17 protein-coding genes are annotated in these 18,554 nt (G+C 48.9%); 12 read left to right on the plus strand and 5 right to left on the minus strand.

Translation table 11 applies throughout. The annotated features are described in order from the left end of the window. The first annotated feature begins 296 nt into the window (after nucleotides 1–296). Nucleotides 297–1,289: a phosphotransferase enzyme family protein gene (locus tag D7Z26_RS00990; RefSeq protein WP_120973905.1), complete on the plus strand. Its 993-nt coding sequence runs from the start codon at nucleotides 297–299 to the stop codon at nucleotides 1,287–1,289. Between the two features lie 112 nt (nucleotides 1,290–1,401). On the opposite strand, the gene D7Z26_RS01000 is transcribed toward D7Z26_RS00990, so the two are convergent. Continuing rightward, nucleotides 1,402–2,262, minus strand: a complete 861-nt coding sequence (locus D7Z26_RS01000) for a DUF6492 family protein (protein ID WP_120973907.1) — start codon at nucleotides 2,260–2,262, stop codon at nucleotides 1,402–1,404. A gap of 134 nt (nucleotides 2,263–2,396) precedes the next feature. Between D7Z26_RS01000 and D7Z26_RS01005 the strand changes: the two genes are divergently transcribed. The 3 genes from D7Z26_RS01005 (at nucleotide 2,397) to yjcZ (ending at nucleotide 6,064) form a co-directional block, all read left to right on the plus strand. Then, complete coding sequence (locus D7Z26_RS01005) at nucleotides 2,397–3,893, plus strand: bacteriocin maturation protein (protein WP_120973909.1); 1,497 nt, start codon at nucleotides 2,397–2,399, stop codon at nucleotides 3,891–3,893. Beyond that, nucleotides 3,890–5,833, plus strand: coding sequence for a TOMM precursor leader peptide-binding protein (locus D7Z26_RS01010; RefSeq protein WP_120973911.1), 1,944 nt, complete (start codon nucleotides 3,890–3,892; stop codon nucleotides 5,831–5,833). The genes D7Z26_RS01005 and D7Z26_RS01010 overlap by 4 nt, the downstream gene beginning before the upstream one ends. Nucleotides 5,834–5,956: 123 nt before the next feature. Then, complete coding sequence (gene yjcZ, locus D7Z26_RS28045) at nucleotides 5,957–6,064, plus strand: sporulation protein YjcZ (RefSeq protein ID WP_120974332.1); 108 nt, start codon at nucleotides 5,957–5,959, stop codon at nucleotides 6,062–6,064. Between the two features lie 110 nt (nucleotides 6,065–6,174). On the opposite strand, the gene D7Z26_RS28050 is transcribed toward yjcZ, so the two are convergent. Then, the gene (locus D7Z26_RS28050) at nucleotides 6,175–6,291 is read right to left on the minus strand and encodes a sporulation protein YjcZ (RefSeq protein WP_120973913.1); all 117 of its coding nucleotides are present in this window, start codon (nucleotides 6,289–6,291) and stop codon (nucleotides 6,175–6,177) included. Nucleotides 6,292–6,511: 220 nt separating this feature from the next. On the opposite strand from D7Z26_RS28050, the gene D7Z26_RS01025 reads away from it, so the two are divergent. Then, the gene (locus D7Z26_RS01025) at nucleotides 6,512–6,643 is read left to right on the plus strand and encodes a sporulation protein YjcZ (protein ID WP_120973914.1); all 132 of its coding nucleotides are present in this window, start codon (nucleotides 6,512–6,514) and stop codon (nucleotides 6,641–6,643) included. 91 nt (nucleotides 6,644–6,734) lie between these two features. Here D7Z26_RS01025 and D7Z26_RS01030 read toward each other — a convergent pair whose 3' ends face one another. Then, nucleotides 6,735–7,496 (minus strand): glucose 1-dehydrogenase, encoded by a 762-nt coding sequence (locus tag D7Z26_RS01030; RefSeq protein ID WP_120973916.1) that lies wholly within the window; start codon nucleotides 7,494–7,496, stop codon nucleotides 6,735–6,737. A 233-nt stretch (nucleotides 7,497–7,729) separates the two neighbouring features. Here D7Z26_RS01030 and D7Z26_RS01035 point away from each other — a divergent pair, with 233 nt between their 5' ends. The 6 genes from D7Z26_RS01035 to D7Z26_RS01060 all read left to right on the plus strand — a co-directional run bounded on the left by D7Z26_RS01035 (nucleotide 7,730) and on the right by D7Z26_RS01060 (nucleotide 14,407). Next, entirely contained in the window at nucleotides 7,730–8,272 is a 543-nt protein-coding gene (locus tag D7Z26_RS01035; protein ID WP_120973918.1) for a TetR/AcrR family transcriptional regulator, read from the plus strand. Between the two features lie 121 nt (nucleotides 8,273–8,393). Beyond that, the gene (locus tag D7Z26_RS01040) at nucleotides 8,394–9,206 is read left to right on the plus strand and encodes a DUF2935 domain-containing protein (protein ID WP_120973920.1); all 813 of its coding nucleotides are present in this window, start codon (nucleotides 8,394–8,396) and stop codon (nucleotides 9,204–9,206) included. Between the two features lie 178 nt (nucleotides 9,207–9,384). Then, the gene (locus D7Z26_RS01045) at nucleotides 9,385–11,295 is read left to right on the plus strand and encodes a PAS domain S-box protein (RefSeq protein WP_120974334.1); all 1,911 of its coding nucleotides are present in this window, start codon (nucleotides 9,385–9,387) and stop codon (nucleotides 11,293–11,295) included. 113 nt (nucleotides 11,296–11,408) lie between these two features. Then, entirely contained in the window at nucleotides 11,409–12,563 is a 1,155-nt protein-coding gene (gene chrA, locus D7Z26_RS01050) for a chromate efflux transporter (RefSeq protein WP_120973921.1), read from the plus strand. A gap of 122 nt (nucleotides 12,564–12,685) precedes the next feature. Continuing rightward, nucleotides 12,686–13,987 carry a UDP-N-acetylglucosamine 1-carboxyvinyltransferase gene (gene murA, locus D7Z26_RS01055; RefSeq protein WP_120973923.1) on the plus strand — a complete coding sequence of 434 codons (1,302 nt, stop codon included), beginning with the start codon at nucleotides 12,686–12,688 and terminating at the stop codon, nucleotides 13,985–13,987. Between the two features lie 12 nt (nucleotides 13,988–13,999). Further along, nucleotides 14,000–14,407, plus strand: a complete 408-nt coding sequence (locus D7Z26_RS01060; protein ID WP_120973925.1) for a DUF6855 family protein — start codon at nucleotides 14,000–14,002, stop codon at nucleotides 14,405–14,407. 81 nt (nucleotides 14,408–14,488) lie between these two features. Here the strand turns inward: D7Z26_RS01060 and D7Z26_RS01065 are convergent, their stop codons facing one another. Then, nucleotides 14,489–16,000 (minus strand): FAD-dependent oxidoreductase, encoded by a 1,512-nt coding sequence (locus D7Z26_RS01065; protein ID WP_120973927.1) that lies wholly within the window; start codon nucleotides 15,998–16,000, stop codon nucleotides 14,489–14,491. 39 nt (nucleotides 16,001–16,039) lie between these two features. Next, nucleotides 16,040–17,722: a ribonuclease J gene (locus D7Z26_RS01070; RefSeq protein ID WP_120973929.1), complete on the minus strand. Its 1,683-nt coding sequence runs from the start codon at nucleotides 17,720–17,722 to the stop codon at nucleotides 16,040–16,042. A gap of 140 nt (nucleotides 17,723–17,862) precedes the next feature. Here D7Z26_RS01070 and D7Z26_RS01075 point away from each other — a divergent pair, with 140 nt between their 5' ends. Next, nucleotides 17,863–18,552, plus strand: coding sequence for a VIT1/CCC1 transporter family protein (locus D7Z26_RS01075; protein ID WP_120973931.1), 690 nt, complete (start codon nucleotides 17,863–17,865; stop codon nucleotides 18,550–18,552). The last annotated feature ends 2 nt before the right edge of the window (nucleotides 18,553–18,554 follow it).

Here is an 18,554-nt window from a genome sequence, read left to right on the forward strand (position 1 = left end):
GCGTGCTATACGTGCGGATACCGAACCACATTAAGGGAATTATTGACATTGCGAAGCCTGGCGCTATAATTAATCTAACGATAACCGAAGGGAGTGAGAATGGTAGATGATGAGTAAGAGAAACGAGTTTTCAGTTACAATTGCCCTTCGCTGCCCCTTACTCCTTAGGACGGACTGTTAAATCCGACGATAGAGGGGGAGCCTTGGCGAACGATGCCAGGCTCTTTTTTGCGTCCGCTTTTTAGAGTGGCGGGGCGGAAGGGCACAATCCCATTATCGGAGGTTATGCCTGTTTGATGAAATTAAGCGTAATGACGAGTATTTTCGGAACGGTAGACGAAGGATGGCGCAGTCCTTTCGCGGAACAACTGGCTTCGCCGTGGGGGTTCGACCCCGGTACATTGTTTTTCTGGAGAGCCAGCGCCAATGCCATTTTTATTCTGAAACGAGGCGTACGAGACTACTATTTGCGGATTAATGAAGGCGGAGAACGGAGAGTCGAAGAGTGGGTAGCGGAAACCGCTATTCTGCATCGATTTCACGAGACGCCGGTTCAAGTCGCGCAACCGGTAGTCTCTCGATTCGGTCGTTACGTCGAGACGGCCGAGACGGAGCTCGGCGTTTATCATGCCATGTTGTTCGAAGCGTTGCCAGGAAGTCAGTCGGAATTGTCCGAAATGACATCCGAAGACATTCGATTGTGGGGGGCGGAGCTTGGCAAATTCCATCGGCAGGTCGAGCGGATGCCAGTTTCGGTGTTTGACGGACGTCCCGGCGTTCTGGAGTTACTGGAGAATGCCGGGAGAGAGTTGCCTGAAGACGACGCATCTTCCCGTAAGGAATGGAAGGATCTCACCGATGAGGCGCAGAGGCTGTTAGAAAGCAAACCAAGGGATTTCGAACGGGTTGTTCATTACGATTTCCAACCCGACAATCTCCGATTCGACAACGGCAGGATCGGCGTGATCGATTTCGACGACTGCGCCCGTCTTCCGGCGGAAGCCGATATTGCTTATGCACTTGCAGATTTGTCTAGTATGACAATGGAGTTCGATCATCCCATTGTTGAAGCATTTATGTCCGGATATCGAAGCGAGAGAAAGCCCGATGCAGTATGGTTGGATCATCTCGACTGGTTTCTGAGGTTAAACAGATTTCTCTCGTATGCAAGACTTATTCGGTCGCTAGAAATCGGCAGTGCCTTCGATGATGATGTGCGAATGGACGGATTGCGTTCCAAGCTTCTGAAGATCACCATGGAGTTAAGGGAATCATTTGATGGAAGATAACCCAGGCGTTCGATAAAGGCGAGGACCACATTATCAAACTCGCCGACACGCTCTCCCGAGGGATCATCCAGCAGTTCCCGGATAAGTTTAAATAACGAAGATGGCCACCCGACTAAAGGTGGCCATCTTCGTTATTTTCCACCCCTCGCACATATCCTTTTCTCTTGTGAAAGGAGAGCGAGCGGTATTTCTGAGCTAATTTCTTAATGTTGCTTTCGGATAACTTCGCTGGACTGTTTGATAGGCTTTTGTTTTGCGCGCTTTTCAGCAGCACCTGATTTGAACCGCCGGAGTATACGTAATTCCCGTAGGTTTCGTATTCCGAGAACCCGAATTGCTTTGTCCGATTAATGCTTCCGATGATCGCCTTGTACCATATCTTCCCGTGACGGTTTTCGATGTTATCTTTGAGCGTCTTCAGCTTTGTTTTGTCGAACATCATATAGTGGGTTACGAAGGAACGGGGGCGTGCGGCCCTTTTTCCCATTAGCTTGCGGTAAGTTACGAAATACTCCGGTTGGCTCCAACTTCGGCAATAAAACGTTTGTTTGCCATTCGCGAGGAACCGATGGGGGCGAATCAGGATGGTGTCTGCATCCATTACCAAGTAGTACCTTTGACCTACGAACGAGCTACTCCCGAGCTTTAAAAGCTGTTGGTACAGCCATCCTGATCTCTCCCACCTCTTGGAATGATAGACGATGTGATGTTTGCGAATAGGAAGAACGCGGGCTTCGTGGATGAATGTACAGTCTTTGCGCATGCATACGTCCTTAATCCTATTGCTGTCCGGTGCTACGACGTAGATTCGGCCGATTGGATGCGCCACGTATTTCCTAACGCTATCAATCACGTAGGGAAGAGTATCCAAGTCCTTGTCGATAGCCGGGATAACGACATCGATTCTGATTCCTTTACCGGATGGCAACTTGGGTTCCGCTCCTTTTTGTTCACTGATAAGGTTGTTTGCCATTGATTATATGCAAGGACGGCTTAGAGCGAAGCGGCTAATGACGGAGTGGCGGGTCGAATTGCGAATATGACGATCGTAACCTTCATAAAATAGGGTTTTAAACGGGGCGCGCAAGAGGAGGTTGTGGTACTCAGATGATCGAATTTCAGAATTCAACCGTCGGTGCCAAAGTACTAGCCATTGGAGACGGTACAATGCTCAGCGCTTTAGTAAAAGCATTGTTCGAATCCGGTTTGAAGGAAGTCCATGAGATGAGTACGAACTCGGAATCGAGTAACGCTAACTTCATTGATTGGAGTGATAAGATTCGATTATTCGATTGGATATTGTATGTCAATCAACGGATGAACTTAGAAGATATTCATACGATTCACAATGCTTGCGGTGAAGAATCGAAGCCGCTACTCATCGCGACTTGCTTAGGACAAACGGGATTTATGGTGCCTTCGGTATACCCGAACTCCGGAGGGGGCTGGGAATCGGCGTGGAGACGGATTCATCGATCCGCGATCGAAGACGATCCCATGTTACCGACGATGAGTTTTTCGGCAGAAGCCATGCTTATCAATGTCCTAGTATTTGAATTGAATCGAGCGATAACGAGCGAGAGCAGCGCGGAATCCGGATGGACTCCTCAATTATATAGGATGAATCTGCAGACGTTGGAAGGGGCCTATCATACTTATATGCCACATCCGCTCGTAACAAAAGGATTCGGAATCGAATTGATTCCGGATTGGAATCAACGGCTCGGAAGAGAACATAACATCCGTTTTGATCCTGAACGGTTCCTATCGTTTATTGGTCAGTTGACTTCGCCGTATTTCGGAATCTTGCATCTATGGGAGGAAGGGAATCTGAAACAGCTTCCGCTCTCCCAATGCCGCGTTCAACCGATTGACCCGCTTTCGGAAGGACCGGTCGAATTGCTTCCGGCAGTTATTAGCTCCGGACTGACGCATCGGGAAGCGCGCAAGCTTGCTGGTCTGGCCGGAATAGAAGCGCATGCGGCAAGATTGGGTCATGGCCACGTGGATTTCCCGGATAGCGCGGAAGTCGGAGCCGGGCAATCGATCGAGGAGACCGTGTTTCGTGGGTTGGAGAAGTGTCTGACGCAACAACTCAGAAAGAGGACATTAGACCGAATACCTATCGTTCAAGCAGTTCAGATAACTAGGGTCGAGGATGATCGCTGCCGTTATTATTTGCAAGCATTGACTACGATGCAAGGTGCTCCGTCGATAGGATCGGGAGAGGACTTGTTTGGTTTGCCTGTCGTATGGGTCGGAGCTGGCGAACGGTGGCACGGTTGTGTCGGCTTGAATCGGACATTAGCGCTTAGATCGGCGCTCACGCTAGCTCTTATGATGGCACAAAATCCAACGGAACTTCCGATGCCGCAAGGCATTCATGTTGAAACGGTCGATCTGCTTGAAGGCGATCCTACTCGCATGACGATTGATGCAATCGACGATACGGCTCAAGCGGAGCAGATCCAATTGGCGCTACAAGTATTGAATCGCAATCGGAAAAGCGTATCCGTCTATAAGTTGAGCATCGAGCCTTTCGTAAATGAGCATTTAGGAGGTTTGTTTGGCATTAGGCTGGGAGAGGCGGGGACAACCAATTGAACGGTTTAATAGCGATTATTGGCGAAGGACTACTCGCGCAATATGTCGGCGATTTATTGTCCGAGAGCTATTCGGTTCATCGTCAGAACGATATCCGTCTTGGCGTCCCGGAATCGGCGCAGTTGGCGTTGGTGCTTGCCGATGAATGGCGTCCTTCCGATTACGAGTTGGCCGAACAAATGCTGCGGAAAGCCGGTATTTCTTGGTTAAGAGGTTTTCTGTTGCATGACGAAGGCGTTGTAGGACCGTGGGTTCGGCAGTTCAAGCCGGGTTGCAGTCAGTGCGCTGAGCTACGCGGTTCATTAGCGGGACAGGACAGAGAAATTAGTTTGGAATTGCAGATGACGCTATTGTTGCATGGTGTTGTTCCCCACGATCCGGCGATCTCGCGTTTTGGAATATTGCATACTAGCCATATCATTGCCGCGGAAACGCGAAAAATCATGAGTGGAAATCAAGTGCAAACGGAGTGCGGGGTATATTTCGTCGACTTAAGAACGTTAAATAGCTCGCATCACGCTTTTTTGCCGGATCCCAGCTGTTCTTATTGCGGAAGTCTGAATATCGATAATCCGGACGACGCAAGAATATCACTGAAACCAAGCTTAAAGCTCGATAGGTATACTTATCGATGCAAGCCTTTGGATGAGCTTGGGAAAGCGTTAGCAGAACAATATATCGATGACCGGGTCGGTTTGTTTAATCGGATAACGTATGATTCGTTATCGCCTTTTGCCGATGTATATGCGAATTTGCCGACCACGATGGGAAATGAAACGTCGGCAGGGCGTACCGATTCTTATACGGTAAGCAAACAAACCGCGCTCCTGGAAGGCTTGGAACGTTATTGCGGGATTACTCCGCGCGGGAAGAAAACCGTTGTACATGATTGTTATCGTAATTTGGTTGATCGAGCGCTTAACCCGATGGAAGTGGGACTATACTCGCAGGAGCAATATGAGCTGATGGACTTTCCCTATCAGCCTTTCGATCCCGAACTGCCCATGAACTGGGTATGGGGTCATTCGTTCGGGCAAGATCGTCCGATTCTAATTCCGGAGCAGCTTGCTTATTATAGCATGGGCCAAGAAGACAGTTTCGTCATGGAAGGATCGAACGGTTGCGCGTTGGGAGGCAGCCTGGAGGAAGCGATTTTCTATGGCATTATGGAGGTTGTGGAACGCGATTCGTTCCTCTTGACCTGGTATGCGCGACTGTCCGTCCCCCGACTTGATCCTTACTCATCGAACGATATACGATTGCGGCTCATGCTAGATCGCCTGAAGGAAGTTGAAGGGTATGAGGTGTATTTATTTAATACGACGATGGAGAACGGAATTCCGAGCGTATGGGCCATAGCCAAAAACAAGACGGATAAGGGGGCGAATCTCCTATGCGCGGGAGGAGCGCACCTGGATCCGATTAGAGCCGCGATAAGCGCGATCCAAGAAGTGGCCGGCAATATTCGTTATTTTACTCGACTATTGGAAGAGAACGAGGAAGAGTGTCGCAGAATGATGGATGATCCCTTTCTAGTAAAGCGGATGGAGGATCATTCCTTGTTGTACAGTCTGCCTGAAACAGAGGAGCGTCTCCACTTCCTACTGGATCAGGATCGCCCGATCAGAACATTCGCGGAGGAGTTTATCCCGATCGTGCCGAATGCCGATCTGACCGAAGAGCTCAAGGAAATTCTGCTTCGCTTTCACCGGTTAAATCTTGACGTAATCGTGGTTCAACAAACCGCGCCGGAAGCATTAAGTAATGGTTTGCATTGCGTAAAAGTTCTAATACCTGGGATGTTGCCCATGTCCTTCGGTCATCAGCTTAAGCGCGTCGCCGGACTTCAAAGAGCGCTTACTCTACCGGCAAAGCTTGGATATTCGAAGTCCATACTGGCTACCCGACAACTCAACCCTCATCCGCATCCGTTTCCTTAGACAAGCGGGAGGCAAATGCGGATATTTCTACGTCTGTGCGTATGCACTGACCGTATCCCTATCCCTGAATATTTTATAAGGGTGATGAACAATCACAGATTAAGTAATCGGGTGGTGATTGCGATGGGTTACGGTGGATCTTGTGCAGGCTACGGCGGGATGCAAGCTGCTGCTTTCGTACTAGTACTTTTCATTCTTTTGGTCATCATCTTGAAAGCTGGTTTCTTCTAATTAATCGTATTTCCGGCAGTTCCTTAACCTCAGTGGTTCTTTAGCAAACGGACCTGATAACGGTAAGAAAAACCCGCGATTCACCAGAATCGCGGGTTTCATCTTATCAATTAGTAGCCGGCTCTTAAGATTATTACCAAAAGGATGAAGAGAACAAGTACAAACGCAGCTGCTTGCATCCCGCCGCCATATCCACCACAGCTTCCGCTCAAAGTATTCACCACCATTTTGTTTATTTGTGATCGTTCATCACGCAGTTAGCTTATGTATGGAGGAGTATTAAGTACTGTACAAATACCCAGTGCATACGTAAACTCCACGTTTACCCATATTGCTGTGCATTAGCGGATTTGCGGATAAATCTGTGCGAATGTACTGGCAATATATTTAACCATGCGTAATCTAACAGGGTGATAAACAGTCACAATAAATACGGGTGGTGATACTATGACATATCCAGTTGGCGGTGTAGGTACCGGTTCTTGCGGAGGTTATGGCGGCATGGGTGCAGCTGCATTCGCTCTTGTTCTCTTTATCCTATTGGTCATCATCTTGCGCGCAGGAACAGGCATTTACTAATCTTGAAATTCCTAGGCGGCACACAACCCCGAAGAGCCATGCGGCTTTGCGGGGTTGTTTTTTTTGTTATTTACTTTATTTGGGTATTGAATTAATAAGCGGACCAACCGCCGTCCGCGGTTACGACGGTACCGTTGACGAAGGCGGAGTCGTCGGAAGCAAGGAACAGCGCCACGCTTGCAATGTATTTGGGATCTCCGACATTCGTACGTTGCAGAGCCATGCCGGCCATTGCTTGTTCCAAGCCGAAAGCATCGGGTTCGTTTCCGCCTAAACCGATATTAGTGGCAACCGCGCCCGGAGCGATCGCATTGCAGCGAATTCCGAGTTTGCCGTATTGAAATCCAACGTTTTTCGTGAGTCCGACAACGGCGTGTTTAGAAGCCGTGTAGGCAATGCCGGCACGCGAACCGTAGAGGCCGCCGACGGAAGCCGTATTCACGATGACGCCATGACCTTGTTTCGTCATAATCGGTATCGCTTTACGGATCGCTCTCATCGGTCCGGTAACGTTAATATCGATTACTCTGTTCCACATTTCGTCGGAAACGGATTCGGCAGACATCATAGCATCCATTATCCCTGCATTGTTAACGAGAATATCGAGTTTGCCGAAGCCTTGCACGGCCATATCGATCATGCGCGATACGTCATCTTCTTTCGTAACGTTGGCTACGACGCCCTTGGCTTGTCCGCCTGCAGACGTGATTTCCTGAACGACAGCGTTCACGGCCGTCTCGTTGATGTCAGCAACGACGACGCTTGCACCTTCTTGAGCGAACAATAGGGCCATAGCCTTGCCCATCCCGGAAGCGGCTCCCGTAATGACGGCAGTTTTTCCTTGTAATTTCATCTCATCGTCCTCCAGTACGTCATTATGAATTGGTTTGTTAAGGCGACAACGTGTCGTCTATAATAATAACAATCATACGTGACGAACGCCTGACACTTCTTCGCGATTTGTAGTGTTTACGACAAATCTAGAGAATATGTAAGCGAATACTAGAGGAGGGAATCGTTATTCCCAAAAAATACGAATATCCGGACGTACGAGTCGAGCGTACTCGAGGGTTATTAAAATCGGCATTGCTTTCTCTGCTCGCGGAAGGGACTTTTAACGAGCTGAAGATCAAGGGAATCGCCGATAAAGCCAAGGTTAATCGGGTGACCTTCTATGACCATTATTCCTCGAAAGAAGAGCTACTCGCCGAGCTAATCGATGACGTATTAAACGAATACGCGGATATCATAGAAGGAATGCCGAAAACTCCGTCGGTTCCAAGGCCATCTGCCGAATTGATCAAAACCATTAAACTGTCCGTTGGACATATTAAGAAACACGCGGATTTTTACAAGATCATGTTGCTGACGAACGGGGTACCCGATTTCTCGAATCGGCTCCATGATCAGATGAGCGAGTCCTTGCATAAATTGATGCGATTAAACGTCATGGATCATCCCGAAATCGATTTCGATTTGTTCGTGGATTGGATTATCGGCGGGGCAATCGGGGTTTATAAATATTGGCTTCACAACGGGATGAGACAAACGGAGGAAGTAATCTCGAAGCAACTTTTAATGTTTACGCTCTCGTCAAGCCAAGTGCTTAATTCTCGGACCACTTTGTAGAGTTACAACCCAAAATACCGAACCTCCATTAGGTCGTTTTACAAACATGACATATGTCCAAACTTTCCGCTCATACGGTAAAGAGGTGAAACTTTACCGAGGGGAGGAGGGAAAACCGCATATGCCCGATGAGTTTGTCGTGCGATCCTTGGAAGAAGTAAGGTTCTGGTCGCGTATTATGAAGGAGCATTCTTTATTTCTCCGATTGGGATTCCGATGCGAAGACACGCAATTAATTCATGAGGCTAATCAGTTTTATTCCCTATTCGAGTCAGTAGAAAATAGGGCCAATGCATTTACGATCGGAACCGATCCGAGTGTAATAAGAAGGTTTAACGAAGAAGTGCATAAGGCTGTTTCTTATATTTGGGTTTTCAAGAGAAAGGTGCTCGGCTTGATCTTGACCTGTCAGCTCCCAGGCGCCAATAACTTTCCCTTATTGGTCGATCACGTGAGCCGAGAGGCTAATTACTTCAGGAATCGTTTGACGGAATTAAATTTAGGCAGATTAGAAGCGTTGCCGGACGCCATTATAGATGAAAATGTATTCTTCTTAAAAATCATGGCCGATCATGCCAAATTCATAAGTCATCTACTCGATCCATCTGAACGAAAACTCGTAGATCAGGCCAATAACTTCAGCCAAGAGTTCGACCAGTTGTTGTTTCAGGCGAAGGACTTGGAATCGATGCGTCCGCAATCGCAGACCGTACCGCTACTTGACCAATTCCTAGATCAGAATAGAGTATCCGTGAAATCATTGCGCGATTTCAAGAAAACGGCCCGCGATTTAATAGAAGCTTGCCGAATCAAAAGCATTATCCATCCTTTGTTGGCGGATCATGTATTCCGGGAAGCGGAGCATTTCTTGGTCATAATCGACATGTTCGAGAACAGCTTGACGGGTAAACCCATACCAGCAATCGATCATTAGAGTGCCAAAACTTAGTTTTGGCACTTGTTTTTTTGCGGATTCGCAGGGGCTTACTTAGGAATGTATAAGCGTCGCCATCGATGAATTGGAACAGTTAGGAAACATGTTATAATTGAACTACATTCATTGAAATGCTGCTTTCTCTATCGTATTAGGGGGTTGTCCGTTAGTGGAGAATATGCAAATCAATCAGCTTGCCTTGTTCGAACATATTTATAATCAAACGCCGATCGGGATCGTTATCGTGTCGCTGGATTATAAATGGATTAACGTTAACTCGGCTGCCTGCCGCATGTTCGGCTATGATGAAGAGGAATTGTTGCAAAAGAGGGACAAGGACATCGCTTATCCAGAAGATTTTGCAAAAAACGCCAAACTCTACGACGATCTGCTGACGGGACGTATTCCTTTATTTAAAATCGAGAAACGTTACCTACATAAAAACGGAAGCGTCATTTGGACTTCATCGCAAGTTTCGCTCGTGCGGGAGGAAACGGATGGGGCGCCGCTATATTTCATCACCCAGATCATCGACGTTACGGCGAACAAACATGCCGAACAGAGACTTCAGGAATCGGTTGAGCGTTATACCTCTCTCAAAAGGTATAACCATGACGCCATCATTTCCTTTGATCTTCAGGGCCGCATCATGAATGCGAACGTCATGGCCGAACGGCTGACGGGCCAACGGATTAAGGACTTGATCAATACGCCAATATCGACGATTATCGGAGAGGAAAATCTAGAGCGCATATTGTCCGACAATGAACAATACGCGGAAATCGAGAGTTCGATCAGCCTCGTTCCTCATATCGACGGTCATAAGGTAGAAGTATTGGTCACGATTGCTCCGATTATCGTCAATCACAGAAACATCGGTTTTTATCTCTTAATCAAGGATATTACCGAGCAGAAGAAGCTGCTCATCGATAAGGAAGCAGCCGAGAAGACGAACGAAGTGAAAAGCGAATTCCTGGCCATGATGAGTCATGAAATCCGCACACCCATGAATGGCGTAATCGGGATGACGGATTTACTGTCGGATACGAAGCTTGATGCGGAGCAACAGGAGTATGTGTCGGTCATCAAGAGCAGCGGAGAAATTCTGTTGAGCATCATTAACGATATCTTGGATTTCTCCAAGATCGAATCCGGCAACTCGGAGCTCATCGAGGAACCTTTCGGTCTTAGTAACGCAATTGCCGCTACCATGGATACCCTCATGCCGAAAGCTTTGAACAAGAATCTGGATATGAAGGTTTCTATCAGCCCTGGCGTTCCCGATCTCTTAATCGGCGATTCGGTGAAGCTCAAGCAAATTCTCATGAATCTGACGAGCAACGCGATCAAATTCACTCCTGAAGGTTCGATTTCCATCTCGGTCGATAGAGAAGGAGTCGAAGGGGACAAGGTCCGTCTTCAATTCACGATTCGGGATACGGGGATCGGCATTCCGGCGGACAAAGTCGGGCATTTGTTTCAACCGTTCTATCAAGTGGATCACTTCATGGTGCGCAAGGCGGAAGGAACTGGTTTGGGGCTTGCGATCACGAAGAAGCTAGTTCAACTCATGGACGGCGAGATCAATTACAAGCCTAACCCGGTTTCCGGCTCGACGTTTATTTTCGATATTTTGATCAAGGCGGAACTCCCGCAAGATTTACAGATTTTCGATGATCAGGATTGGGAAGCTCGACCTGAACTGGGAGTTATCCATATTTTAGTCGCGGAAGACAACGACGTGAATCGGAAAGTGCTCGTTCGCATGCTCGAGAAACTGGGCTGCCGGCCCGTAGCCGTACGAAACGGTGTCGAGGCGCTTGACGCGATGAGCGACAATCGTTTCGATATCGTCTTTATGGATATCCAGATGCCGGTGATGAATGGACTCGAAGCCACGAAACGGATCATCCAGACGCTCGCGCCCGAAGACCTTCCTTATATCGTAGCGGTAACAGCAAATGCGCTGTTAGGTGATAGAGAGAGATATATGGAGGCAGGCATGAACGAATATATCAGTAAACCGCTGCAGAGCTCCGCGGTGTCCAAGATCATTATGAAATATCTCGCCGTATCCGAAACGACTTAACACTCCGATAAACTTGAGATGATATAATGAAGCCTCAATTAGCCTATTAACGGTGTTAATACTAGCGGATAGGGGCAGTTAATATCAGTACATCCCATAAATTCAAGTCGATCATGGAAATATTAGGGGTTTCCGCGATTCTGGGCTTGACTTCGTTCGGCGGACCGATCGCGCACCTCGGTTATTTTCACAATGAATATGTTAGACGCAGAAAATGGATGGACGAAAAAAATTATGCGGACTTAGTGGCACTATGCCAGTTTCTTCCCGGGCCGGCTAGTAGCCAAGTGGGGATAGGAATCGGAATTACGCGCGCCGGAATATTAGGCGGGATCGCAGCATGGGTAGGCTTCACGTTACCTTCGTTGCTTGCGATCGTTTGCTTCGCTTTGTTGTTGAAGGGGTTCGATATCGGGAATACGGGATGGATTCACGGCCTCAAAATCGTAGCGGTAGCCATAGTCGCCCAAGCTATCGCGGGAATGGGCAAGAAGCTGATCGTCGATCGGAATGGAGCAACGATAGCGGTATTGGCTACAACCCTCACCTTAGCTTGGCAAACTTCGCTTAGTCAGATCTCGGCCATTCTCGTAGCCGCTGCCTTAGGGTTGTTCCTATTCAAGCCAATTGAAATCGCCGACGTACCTGATATCCATGTGCCGATGAAGCGGTCCGTTGCCGGATTCTGTTTGCTATTATTTTTCGTACTATTATTTGCGCTCCCATTGATCAGAGAACTGACTTCCTCCTCTTGGATTGCGATGTTCGATAGCTTCTATAGATCGGGTTCGCTCGTATTCGGAGGAGGGCATGTCGTTCTTCCGCTCCTCGAAAGAGAAGTCGTAACCGCCGGTTGGATATCGAGAGAAGATTTCTTGGCCGGATACGGTGCCGCGCAAGCCGTGCCGGGTCCATTGTTTACGTTCGCGGCATATATCGGAGCGGTGATGGAGGGCTGGCGCGGGGCGGCGGTCGCTACGATAGGCATATTCCTTCCCGCTTTTCTATTGGTTGCGGGAGCGTTGCCCTTCTGGTCGTCCCTAAGAAAAAGTCCTAAAATTCAGGGCGCGCTCCGGGGGATTAATGCCGCAGTCGTGGGCATTTTATTATCGGCGTTTTATCATCCGATCTGGACAAGCTCGATTCTAGCTTCCCAAGATTTTGCTCTGGCCTGCATTTTGTTCGTCATGCTTGTTTTCTGGAATGTTCCCCCATGGATCGTCGTCGTATTAGGCGCTTTGGGCGGTATATTAATCAGCTATTTATAGACGCGGTTCATGATAGATTATCATTCGGTTATCATGCTCCTACTATTGATCGTAGAGGGTTATCGTTCTATGATAGTTTAGGATCGGAATAATTGAACCTAAACGGCCGAGGAGAATACAACATGAAACGAATCGTCGTACAACCTTCACATAGTCTCAACGGAATCGTAGCTATTCCAGGTTCCAAGAATAGCTCATTAGCTTTAATGGCTGCGGCATGCTTGGCGGACGAGCCTGTAATCCTGCATGGAATTCCTCGGATAACCGACTTGGACGTGTTTTTCAATATCGGAGAGGAAATCGGCATCGATATTAAGCGCAACGACGATCAAGCCGTTGTTATCGACTCGCGCGGCATTCACTCGACGGCCATCGACCCGCACAAAGCATCCGCTTTCCGAACCACGTATTATTTCGTGGGGGCTCTGCTTGGTAAATATGGCAATGTAAGCTTAGGTTATCCAGGCGGCGACAACTTCGTCAGCAGGCCGATCGACCAACATATTAAAGCGTTGGAAGCGATGGGAGCAAGATTTACGTTCCATGCCGAATATTACGACGTGGAGACCTCTGGACTTCACGGCGCGGATATTTATTTCGATACGATTTCTTCTGGTGCGACTATCAACGCTTTGTTGGCAGCGGCAAGAGCCAAAGGAAAGACGATATTGCGCCAAGCGGCCAGGGATCCGGAAGTGGTCGATACCGCAAATCTGCTTATTCAGATGGGGGCGAGAATCAGAGGAGCCGGGTCGGACACGATTACGATCGAAGGCGTCCAACATCTGCGCGGTTGCACGTATACCGCTATCCCCGATCGATTGATCGCCGGCTCTTTCTTGATCGCCGCGGGAGCGACGGGAGGGGCCGTTACGGTGACGGATATTATACCGGAGCATCTCGGCTCTTGCATCGCGAAGTTAAGCGAGATAGGTCTCCACATAGAGTCGACCGATAATTCCGTTACGGCATTTGCTCATGGTAAACTAAGAGCAACGCGGGTTCGAACCTCGATGTATCCCGGGTTCCCAACCGATCTTCAGCAGCCTCTAACCGCGCTTTTGACGCAAATTCCGGGAAGAAGCATCGTCGCGGACCGCATCTATCCGAGAAGATTTCAACACGTCGCGCAATTAAACAGAATGAATGCGGATATCGAAGTTCGATCGGGAGTCGCGGTGATCAAAGGTGGCACGCCTCTAAGAGGCGCATTCGTTCACGCCTCCGACGTCCGCGCGGGCATCTGTTTGCTTATCGCCGGATTGGCCGCGGAAGGGGCCACTTCCATCACGGGAATTAGCCATATCGAACGCGGATACGAGAATATCGTGGAGTCGTTCCGATCCATCGGAGCGACATTGGACATGCAGGAGATGCACGAAGAGAGTCTGAACGAAGCCAAATCCAATATTAAATTTTCATAAGGGGTATGAATAATGTCGACGGCAGCGGGCACGAAAGAAAATCCATGGAAATTACTGACGCCTCCCCAATCCTCCGAATACGAAATGTATAAAGACGAAAAGGACGGCAAAGCGATAATCGTCTGTACGGTAGGCAAAACCGTCTTACACTACGATTATCGTTGCATTGATGACTTGCACGCCATGCTCAAGCAGCACGGAGACTGGATCGAATTAGGAAGCGCAGACGAGCAGAAGCCGGCGAAAGAAGGCACGGTCGAAGCTTGGGGACGTTCTCCCGATAACCCGATCGGCGGATGGTACGGCTTGAAAAAAGGCTTTCGCGGCAGATTCGGCATGTACGTTCCCCCGTTGATGGAAGCTTTAGGGCTTGCGGAGGTTGAGCATAATCCAAGGAACAATCGTATGAGGGCACTTTAGAAGGGCTCATCGAATCTAGAATAGCCGCCTTTTGGCGGCTATTTTTGTTCCAATTTTAGCTCATAGAAACGATCTGAGGATTCAAAGCTGCAAATTTTTGAGTGGCTTGACGGCCGGTCCTTCCACGACTTGTCCGCGATAGTCGAACCTCGAGCCATGGCACGGACAGTCCCATGTTCTGTCTCCGCTGTTCCATTCAACCTCGCAGCCCATATGCGTGCAGGTAGCGTCGACGAGATGCAAGTTACCGTCCGGATCTACGTAAGCGCCCGACTTTTTGCCGTTCAATCGCACGAGCGAACCCTCATCCTTGTTCAGTTCCTGCGTTTTTTTGTCCAACCACTCCAGCTTGCCTTGAATGAAGTGTTTGGCCACGTCTGCGTTCTGCGCAAGGAAGGTCTTAATATCCGGGTCGGCATGAAAGCGTGAGGGGGCAAACAATTCCTCGCAGGGGTTACTTTTACCGGTTAACAAATCGCGTAGCAACAAAGCTGCCGCCGTCCCGGTCGTCATTCCCCATTTGCGATAACCTGTCGCCACATAACTATGCGGCTTGCTCTTGGTCGCCTGGCCGATGTAGGGAAGTTTATCCAGCGTAACGAAATCGTTGGAGCTCCAACGATAGGGGAAGTCGGTTGCACCGAATTTTTCTCTCGCCCAGGCATACAACGCCTCGTAATGTTTGATCGTGCAGATTCCCTGGCCGGTTTTGTGGGATTCGCCGCCAATAAGCAACAATTTCTCGCCGCCATAGGTCACGGACCGAATCGACCGATTTGGTTTATCCGCGCTAATGAACATCCCCTTCAGGTCTTCCCAAGGCGTTCGGGCCGCGATTACGTAAGAACTCTCCGCATGCAACCTTGAAAAATAAAACCCGGAATCGAATGCGGGAAAATGGGCGCAAGAAATGATATCCACGCAAGAAATCTCGAAATCGTCAGTACTGATCGCAACGGAAGGGCTGCCTTCCTTGATCGTTTCGATCATCGTATTCTCGTAGATGTGACCGCCAAGCCTCACGAACTCTTCTGCAAGCCGTGAAAGATAGGGGACGGGGTGGAACCGAGCTTGATCTTTCATGGCGACGGCAGCATGGACTTTAAGGGGTAGATTTATCGTGTCGGTCAGTTCGCCCGGAATGCCTAGCTTAACGTAGGCATCGTGTTCAGCGCGGACTCGTGCGGCTTGTTCTTCGGACGTCGCATAGACATAAGCGTCTTCCTCGACGAGATCGCACTCAATGCCTAGTTCCTCGGCTGTCTCGCGGATGAAACGAAGTCCGCCATTATTCGCCTCGTAATACAGTCTCGCCTTATCTTCGCCGAAATGATGAATATATTCGTCGTAGATAAGGCCGTGCTGCGCGGTGATTTTGGCTGTCGTATAACCCGTTGTTCCGCCGATGAGCCGGCCTGCCGTCACGAGGATGACTTTTTTGCCTTCTTTCGCCAGCAAGTAAGCCGTTGTAATACCTGAGATGCCGCCCCCTATGACGAGGATTTCCGTCTTGACGGATTCGCGAAGAGTTTCGTACTCGGGTATTTTCGCGGTTGCCAACCAGTAGGATTCGGGAAACGAAGTAAGACTCATGTTTAACCTCCTAATGAGAGTCTGCCGCAATTTTAGCCATTAAACTTGAATGATGATAGGTAATATCATCGGTCTTCTTTTGGTTTTGGCATAGAGGAATTTGCCGACGGATTCTTTGATCGATTGCTTGTATATCCCCCAATTGTTATTTGTTTTCGTGATTACTTGCTGAAGTTGTTCGACCTCTCTTAACGTAATCCGATGAACCTCTTCCATTAAACCTTCGGATTCCTTGACGAATACGAATCCCCGCGAGATGATATCGGGTCCGGAAACGATCTTGTTGTCGGACTTCCCAAGCGTTAATACGATAATCAGAATTCCGTCCGCGGACAATACTTTGCGGTCGCGTAATACGATATTGCCGACATCCCCGATGCCAAGACCATCCACGAAAGTATTTCCGTTAGGAACCTTGCGTTCCTGTAATGCTTCCGATCCGACGATATCCACGACGTCCCCGTTGTTAATAATGAAAATATTGCTAGCTTTGACTCCAACGGCTTCCGCCAACAAACGATGCTGGTGAAGCATGCGGTATTCTCCATGGATAGGAATAAAGTATTGGGGTTTCATCAGAGTAAGCATTAATTTGAGTTCTTCTTGGCTGGCATGACCAGACACGTGCATCCCCGTCACGGCTCCCGGTCCGTAAATCACTTTTGCTTTTCTTTCAAAAAGGTTGTCCACGATGCGGGCGACGTTTCGCTCGTTGCCGGGGATCGGCGACGAAGCAAATATTACGGTATCGCCGGGAGACACTTCTACTTGCCGATGATTGCCGGCGGCTATGCGTCCCATCGCCGCCATTGGCTCGCCTTGGCTTCCCGTGCAGAGAATAACGAGCTCATGACGTTTGTACTTGTCGACCTCTGTAATCTCCACGATCATGTTAGAAGGAATATTCAAATAACCGAGTGACGAGGCGACTTCCACGACATTAACCATGCTTCTGCCCATCACGATAATTTTACGATTCATTTTGTCCGCGGCATTGATGATTTGTTGCAGTCTATGTACGTTGGAGGCAAACGTGGTTATGAAGATTTTGCCTTCCGCATGAGCGAAGGCCTCATGGATATGCTCTCCTACCAAGCGTTCCGATGGAGTGAAGCCCGGGCGCTCCGCGTTCGTGCTCTCGGACAATAATGCCAACACGCCGTTCATGCCAATCTGGGCCATCTTATGGATATCCGCGAATTGCTCGTTTACGGGGGTCAAGTCGAACTTAAAGTCACCGGTATGCACGACGGTTCCTTGAGGGGTATGGAAGGCGATACCGAGGCAATCGGGAATGCTGTGATTCGTGCTGAAGAAGCTTATCGGAATGGAACCTAAAGTCAGGCTTGAGCTGGAGTCGATCTGATGAAGCGTCGTCGTCCCTAATAAACCGTGTTCCTTTAACTTTCCTTTTATTAAACCAAGAGTTAACCTCGTAGCGTAAACGGGCATGTTTAATTGCTTGATAATATAAGGGATGCCGCCGATATGATCCTCGTGACCATGGGTAACGACCAGGCCTCTAACGCGACTTTTATTTTCAAGCAAGAAAGCGATGTCCGGAATAATCACGTCTATCCCCAGCAAGCTTTCATCCGGAAACTTCGAGCCGCAATCGACTACGATGATATCGTCGTCATATTGAATGACGTACATATTTTTGCCGATCTCATTAACGCCGCCAAGGGCGATGATCGAAAGCCTGTTTTGTACCGTGCTCATAGACAACCTCCGCCGGAAAAGGAATTCCTTATCTCGTTTCGTTATCTGTTTTGCCCCCGGCGGAGCTCGTTTATTCTTGCGGATGAACGTTGCGCTAGTTATCACTAAGGGATATTATGGGTGACATGAGGGGGGATCGCATGATGGAACATGTTGAAAAGCACTTCTTGGCGTCGGATATGATCAAAGACGTCGTAATCGGCATGGCGGACGGATTAACGGTGCCTTTTGCGCTCGCCGCCGGACTGTCTGGTACGCTCTCCAATTCGGATTTAGTCGTCGTTGCGGGCTTTGCCGAGATTGCCGCGGGTTCCATTGCAATGGGACTTGGAGGATACTTAGCCGCGCGTACGGATCGGGAGCACTATATGGCCGAATTGGCACGCGAACGTTTTGAGATTGTCGCCTACCCTGATATAGAACGAGAAGAAGTTGCCGAGATTTTAAGGGCTTGGCATTTGCCCGAGCCGGCCGTTACCGCCGCAGTCGATGCGATCAGTAACGATCCGGACCTTTGGGTTGATTTTATGATGAAGCACGAGCTGGGGCTGGAGAAGCCCGAAGCGAAGAGGGCGCGCAACAGTTCTCTGACGATAGGTATATCTTACATCGTCGGCGGGATTATTCCGCTTTCTCCTTACATCTTGATTGATCAGTCCGACATTGCCTTGATTACCTCGTCCGTGGTCACTTTGATCGCGTTGTTCGTTTTCGGATACGTCAAAGGCAGATTCACGGGATCGAAGCCGTTCAAGAGCGCATTGCAGACGATGCTTGTCGGAGGCTTGGCCGCCGGGTTCGCGTTCATGATATCTAGCTGGATATCTTAAAT

Source organism: Cohnella endophytica (assembly GCF_003628305.1).
Taxonomy (GTDB): Bacteria; Bacillota; Bacilli; order Paenibacillales; family Paenibacillaceae; genus Cohnella; species Cohnella endophytica.

Bases quoted from the DNA above. Each gene is read 5' to 3' on its own strand.
- D7Z26_RS00990 (WP_120973905.1), top strand. From the start codon at position 297: ATGAAATTAAGCGTAATGACGAGTATTTTCGGAACGGTAGACGAAGGA.
- D7Z26_RS01000 (WP_120973907.1), bottom strand. From the start codon at position 2,262: ATGGCAAACAACCTTATCAGTGAACAAAAAGGAGCGGAACCCAAGTTG.
- D7Z26_RS01005 (WP_120973909.1), top strand. From the start codon at position 2,397: ATGATCGAATTTCAGAATTCAACCGTCGGTGCCAAAGTACTAGCCATT.
- yjcZ (WP_120974332.1), top strand. From the start codon at position 5,957: ATGGGTTACGGTGGATCTTGTGCAGGCTACGGCGGGATGCAAGCTGCT.
- D7Z26_RS28050 (WP_120973913.1), bottom strand. From the start codon at position 6,291: ATGGTGGTGAATACTTTGAGCGGAAGCTGTGGTGGATATGGCGGCGGG.
- D7Z26_RS01025 (WP_120973914.1), top strand. From the start codon at position 6,512: ATGACATATCCAGTTGGCGGTGTAGGTACCGGTTCTTGCGGAGGTTAT.
- D7Z26_RS01030 (WP_120973916.1), bottom strand. From the start codon at position 7,496: ATGAAATTACAAGGAAAAACTGCCGTCATTACGGGAGCCGCTTCCGGG.
- D7Z26_RS01040 (WP_120973920.1), top strand. From the start codon at position 8,394: ATGCCCGATGAGTTTGTCGTGCGATCCTTGGAAGAAGTAAGGTTCTGG.
- D7Z26_RS01045 (WP_120974334.1), top strand. From the start codon at position 9,385: ATGCAAATCAATCAGCTTGCCTTGTTCGAACATATTTATAATCAAACG.
- chrA (WP_120973921.1), top strand. From the start codon at position 11,409: ATGGAAATATTAGGGGTTTCCGCGATTCTGGGCTTGACTTCGTTCGGC.
- murA (WP_120973923.1), top strand. From the start codon at position 12,686: ATGAAACGAATCGTCGTACAACCTTCACATAGTCTCAACGGAATCGTA.
- D7Z26_RS01060 (WP_120973925.1), top strand. From the start codon at position 14,000: ATGTCGACGGCAGCGGGCACGAAAGAAAATCCATGGAAATTACTGACG.
- D7Z26_RS01065 (WP_120973927.1), bottom strand. From the start codon at position 16,000: ATGAGTCTTACTTCGTTTCCCGAATCCTACTGGTTGGCAACCGCGAAA.
- D7Z26_RS01070 (WP_120973929.1), bottom strand. From the start codon at position 17,722: ATGAGCACGGTACAAAACAGGCTTTCGATCATCGCCCTTGGCGGCGTT.
- D7Z26_RS01075 (WP_120973931.1), top strand. From the start codon at position 17,863: ATGATGGAACATGTTGAAAAGCACTTCTTGGCGTCGGATATGATCAAA.